The organism is Mycobacterium sp., assembly GCF_050701675.1.
Taxonomy (GTDB): Bacteria; Actinomycetota; Actinomycetes; order Mycobacteriales; family Mycobacteriaceae; genus Mycobacterium.
The window spans coordinates 1-4,921 of sequence record NZ_JBOGDD010000536.1; the positions used below are offsets into that span (position 1 = coordinate 1).

At 67.8% G+C, this 4,921-nt stretch carries 6 protein-coding genes; 2 read left to right on the forward strand and 4 right to left on the reverse strand.

What is annotated here, in order from left to right:
- Together ACRDUX_RS16150 and ACRDUX_RS16155 are read left to right on the forward strand one after the other, a co-directional pair.
- Positions 1 to 854 (forward strand): FAD-binding oxidoreductase (locus tag ACRDUX_RS16150; RefSeq protein WP_526415025.1); only part of this gene is annotated, 854 nt, incomplete at its 5' end.
- 19 nt (positions 855 to 873) lie between these two features.
- Complete coding sequence (locus ACRDUX_RS16155; protein WP_526415026.1) at positions 874 to 1,776, forward strand: aldose 1-epimerase; 903 nt, start codon at positions 874 to 876, stop codon at positions 1,774 to 1,776.
- A gap of 10 nt (positions 1,777 to 1,786) precedes the next feature.
- On the opposite strand, the gene ACRDUX_RS16160 is transcribed toward ACRDUX_RS16155, so the two are convergent.
- The 4 genes from ACRDUX_RS16160 to ACRDUX_RS16175 form a co-directional block, all read right to left on the reverse strand.
- Positions 1,787 to 2,188, reverse strand: a complete 402-nt coding sequence (locus tag ACRDUX_RS16160; RefSeq protein WP_526415027.1) for a heat shock protein transcriptional repressor HspR — start codon at positions 2,186 to 2,188, stop codon at positions 1,787 to 1,789.
- On the reverse strand, positions 2,188 to 3,366 hold the full coding sequence (gene dnaJ, locus ACRDUX_RS16165) for a molecular chaperone DnaJ (protein WP_526415028.1): 1,179 nt from the start codon (positions 3,364 to 3,366) through the stop codon (positions 2,188 to 2,190). Before dnaJ ends, ACRDUX_RS16160 begins: the two co-directional genes overlap by 1 nt.
- A gap of 41 nt (positions 3,367 to 3,407) precedes the next feature.
- Positions 3,408 to 4,037: a nucleotide exchange factor GrpE gene (gene grpE / locus ACRDUX_RS16170; protein WP_526415029.1), complete on the reverse strand. Its 630-nt coding sequence runs from the start codon at positions 4,035 to 4,037 to the stop codon at positions 3,408 to 3,410.
- A partial coding sequence (locus ACRDUX_RS16175) for an Hsp70 family protein (RefSeq protein WP_526415030.1) occupies positions 4,034 to 4,921 on the reverse strand: 888 nt, incomplete at its 5' end. The genes grpE and ACRDUX_RS16175, both read right to left, overlap by 4 nt.

Genomic DNA, 4,921 nt, shown 5'->3' on the forward strand with positions numbered 1-4,921 from the left:
CGTTGCGGAGCCATCTGATCGATCGATGGGACGGCCGGCTTGCCGAGACCGCCGAGCAAGCCGTCGGGTTGATCATCGGGATCATGCGGGGAGCGGCCGACGCCGAGAAGGGTCCGCCCTTCCGCGACGGCACCGTCGTCGAACACCTCCGGGCGACCCGCGACGTCTCGATGATCCGGCTGCAGCTGGACAGCGCGCTCTACTTCCATCCCGGCCAGTACGTCACCGTTCAGGTGCCACAGTGGCCGCGGCGCTGGCGGTACCTGAGCCCGTCGATCCCCGCCGACCGCAGTGGCGCCATCGAGTTTCACGTGCGCTCGGTCGCGGGCGGCATGGTCAGCACCGCGATCGTCGGTGAGACGAAGCCGGGCGATCGGTGGCGGCTGTCCAATCCCCACGGCGCGATGCACGTCGACCGCAACGGCGGTGACGTGCTGATGGTGGCCGGCGGAACGGGCCTTGCTCCGCTGCGGTCGATCATCATGGATCTCAGCCGCTTTGGCGTGAACCCGAGGGTGCACCTGTTCTTCGGCGCACGCTATCCGTGCGACCTCTACGACCTGAGGACACTCTGGCAGGTCGCGTCGACCAACCCGTGGCTGTCGGTGACCCCGGTATCGGAATACTCCACCAACCCGCCATGGGCCGCCGACTATCCCGACGTCGAGCCACCCCGCGGGTTGCACGTCCGCCAGACCGGGACGCTGCCCGAGGTGGTGACGAAGTACGGCAGCTGGGGTGATCGGCAGATCCTGGTGTGCGGCGGGCCGCAGATGGTCGCGGCGACGAAGGCCGCCCTGATCGCCAAGGGTGCGAACGCGCACAGCATCCAACACGATCCACTCGTCAGCTGAGCGTGACAGAATCGCCCACATGTCCGAGTTCGAGACCGTCACGCTGCAGGACCCGTCGTCGTCGCTGACAGCCTCCGTCGTACCGCTGGCGGGCATGGTCGTCACCTCGCTCAACGACGGTGCGGACGAGTTCCTCGGCCAGCGCCGCGGCCTCGACGCCTACATCACCGCGGGCAAGACCATGGGCATCCCGATCCTGTATCCGTGGGCAAACCGGTTGAGCGCCAGCAAGTATGGCATCAACGGCGCCGTCGTGTCCCTGACTGCGGGCACCGGCGGCGTGCGCAGTGACGAGCACGGCGTGCCGATCCACGGCGTCCTCGCCGCCTATCCCGGCTGGCTGGTGACCGAACGGTCCGAGAACTCGCTGAAGGCCGTCCTCGACTACGGCGGCAGGCCGCGGCTTCTCGCGTCGTTCCCGTTTCCCCACGTGCTGACACAGCAGGTGACGCTCGCCGACCGCACGCTGACGATCGAGACCACCGTGATGCCGACCACCGCGGCGTCCGTGCCGCTGTGCTTCGGATATCACCCGTATCTGAGGATTCCCGGCGTACCACGCGAGGAGTGGCTGCTGCAGACCCCGACCATGCGCCACCTCCCGGTGGACAACTGGGGCATCCCGACCGGCGCGACCGAGGACTGGACCGGTTCGACCGAACCGCTGGGGACCACCGTGTACGACGACGGCTTCGACCAGGTGCCCGACGGCGCGGTTTTCGCCCTCTCGGGCGGCGACCACCGCGTCGAGGTCAAGTACGAGAAGGGCTACCCCGCCGCACAACTGTTCGCACCGAGCAACGACGACGTCGTCGGCATCGAGCCGATGGCCGCCCCGACCGACTCGCTGCGCCGGGGCAACTACCGCTTCGCCGTCGCGGGCAAGCCGGAGAAGTCGCGGTTCTCGATCACGGTGGTCTAGCGGGCCCTTGCTACTCCTGACGTCGCCGCCGGGCGGCTCCGGGCTGCCAGACCACCAACGCGGTGCTCTTCGGCATCACGGCCAGGTCGCGGCGCTGGTTGGCCCGCAGGCGGTCCAGCTCGTCGGCCATCTCGTGCATTCTCGAGCGCAGCGCCTCGACCTGATTGGTCAGCTCGATGATTCGCTTGATGCCCGCGAGGTTGACGCCCTCGTCCTGCGACAGCCGCTGCACCTCGCGGAGCAGGTCGACGTCGTGCTGTGAGTAGCGGCGCCCGCCGCCAGAGCTGCGCTGCGGACTGACCAGGCCGAGCCGGTCGTAGGTACGCAGCGTCTGCGCGTGCATACCCGCCAGCTCGGCGGCCACCGAGATCAGGAACGTCCTGGCCTCGTCATGGTTGCGCTTGGCGCTCATTACGCACCTGCCCAGCCGGCCCGCGGGTCGAACCCGCTTGCCCGCTCGGCCTTGGCGTAGGCCTCGAGCGCCTCGGCCGCCTCACCCTCGAGGTTCGGCGGAACCGCGACCTTGACGGTGACCAGCAGATCCCCATGACCTCCGGCACGCTTGGGCACCCCGCGTCCGCGGACCCGCAGGATGCGACCGTCGGACGTGCCCTTCGGCACCCGCACCCCGACCTTGCCCTCGAGCGTTGGCACGGAAAGCGTTGTGCCCAAGGCGAGTTCGTGGAAACTGACGGGAACGCTCACGGTGAGGTCGTCGCCGTCGCGGCCGAACACCTTGTCCGGCCGTACGTGCACGGTCACGAACAGGTCGCCGGAAGGCGCGCCACGCAGGCCCGCCTCGCCCTGGCCGGCCAGGCGGATGCGTTGACCGTCCTCGACCCCGGGTGGGATCCGCACGTTGATGGTGCGGGTGCGGGTCGTCACGCCCGTGCCGTGGCATTCGTCGCACGGATCCTCGATGATCGAGCCGCTGCCCCGGCATTCGGTGCACGGTTCGGAGAACCCGAACGCGCCCTGGTTGCGGTTGATGACACCCGCGCCGTTGCAGCTCGGACACACCTTGGGGCTGGTGCCCGGGCGGGCCCCACTGCCGTGGCAGTTGGTACACGGCGCCGGACTGGTTAGCCGCAGCGGCATCGCCACGCCCTTGGTGGCCTCGAGGAACGACAGCTCCGTCTCGGTCTCCAGGTCGTTGCCGCGGCGCGGACGGCTGGGCCGCGGCTGTTGTGCGCCGCGTCCGAACAGTCCACCGAAGAGGTCGCCGATGTTCGCGCCACCCGTTTGGGGGGCGGCGTCGAACAGGTCGCCGAGGTTGAATTCGACTCCGTCGCCACCGTATCCGCCGAAGTTGCCGCCACTGCCTGCGCCGTTGAACCGGCGACCGCCGCCGTTGGCGAACAAGCGCCGGGTCTCGTCGTACTCCTTACGCTTGGCCTTGTCCAAGAGGACGTCCTTGGCCTCACCCACGGCCTTGTACCGCTCTTCGGCTCTCGTGTTGTCCGGGTTGCGGTCGGGATGGTTCTCGGCCATCAACTTGCGAGCGACGCGCTTGATCTCGTCGTCGCTGGCATCGGAGGTGACGCCGAGCTCCTTGTAGAAGTCCTTCTCAACCCATTCTCGCTGGACCATGCTGCGTCACCTCCTCACCTATCTTCATGTCGTTCCTGCGCTTACTGACTTGATTCTGAGTTGCCGGCGCCGATCTGCGCGCCACCGGCGTCAGAATTCTCGGTCGTGTCGGGTGTTGTGTCGGATATGGCATCGACGACGCCCACCATCGCGTGCCGGAGCACGGGGCCTTCCCCGAGCCGGTAGCCCTGGCGCATCACGGTCCCGATCACGGGGTTGGTGCCGTCGCCCTCGTTCTGCACGGCCTCGTGCAGTGACGGGTCGAACGGGTCGCCCTCCACACCGAAGGCCACCAGTCCGATGGCCTGCAGTGCGCCAGTGAGCTTGTCCGCGACCGACTTCAGTGGACCCGTTTCCAGGTCACCGTGGCGGCGCGCCCGCTCGAGATCGTCGAGCACGGGCAGCAGTTGCGTGGCCGCGAAGGCCTTGCCCCGTTCGGCGGCAGCCTGTTCCTGTCGGACGGACCGCTTGCGGTAGTTGTCGTATTCCGCCTTGACGCGTTGCAGCGTCGCCTTGAGTTCGGCGGCTTCATCGTTCACGGCTACCGGTTCCGGCTCCGACGCCGGCCCACTGGGGGCCGACGCCGGGTCACGGACTTCACCCGTTTCGGGATCGACGCGCCGTCTGTCGGTGATGGTCACCGGCTCTTGCGGATCGTTCTCCTGGGTCACTTGTTCTCCTGCTCGTCGTCTTCGACGACCTCCGCGTCCACCACGTTGTCGTCGGCCTGCGAAGCGGACCCGTCACCAGCGGCCTGCTCGGCCTGGGTGGCCTCGTAGATCGCCTGGCCGAGCGCCTGGGACTCGACGCCCAGCTTCTCCATCGCGGACTTGATCGCCGTGATGTCGGTGCCCTCGAGGGCGGACTTCGCCTCCGCGATGGCACCCTCGACCTTGGTCAGCGTCTCCTCGGGAACCTTGGAGCCGCCCTCGCTTTCGCGCTGTTCCTTGATGAACTTCTCGGTCTGGTAGACCAGCGCTTCGGCATCGTTGCGGGCGGTGGCCTCCTCACGGCGCTTGCGGTCTTCCTCGGCGTGGGCCTCGGCGTCCTTGATCATCCGATCGATGTCCTCCTGGGAGAGGCCGGAGCCCTCCTGGATCTTGATCGTGTTCTCCTTGCCGGTGCCCTTGTCCTTGGCGGTGACGTGGACGATGCCGTTGACGTCGATGTCGAAGGTGACCTCGATCTGCGGCGTGCCACGCGGGGCGGGCGGGATGCCGGTCAGCTCGAAGCTGCCGAGCAGCTTGTTCGCCGACGCGATCTCGCGCTCACCCTGGAAGACCTGGATCTGCACCGACGGCTGATTGTCGTCGGCCGTGGTGAAGGTCTCCGACCGCTTGGTCGGAATGGTGGTGTTGCGCTCGATGAGCTTGGTCATCACGCCACCCTTGGTCTCGATGCCCAGCGACAGCGGTGTCACGTCGAGCAGCAGGACGTCCTTGACCTCACCGGCCAGCACACCTGCCTGCAGCGCGGCACCGACGGCCACGACCTCGTCGGGGTTGACCCCCTTGTGGGGCTCCTTGCCGGTGAGGCCCTGGATGAGGTCGTAGAT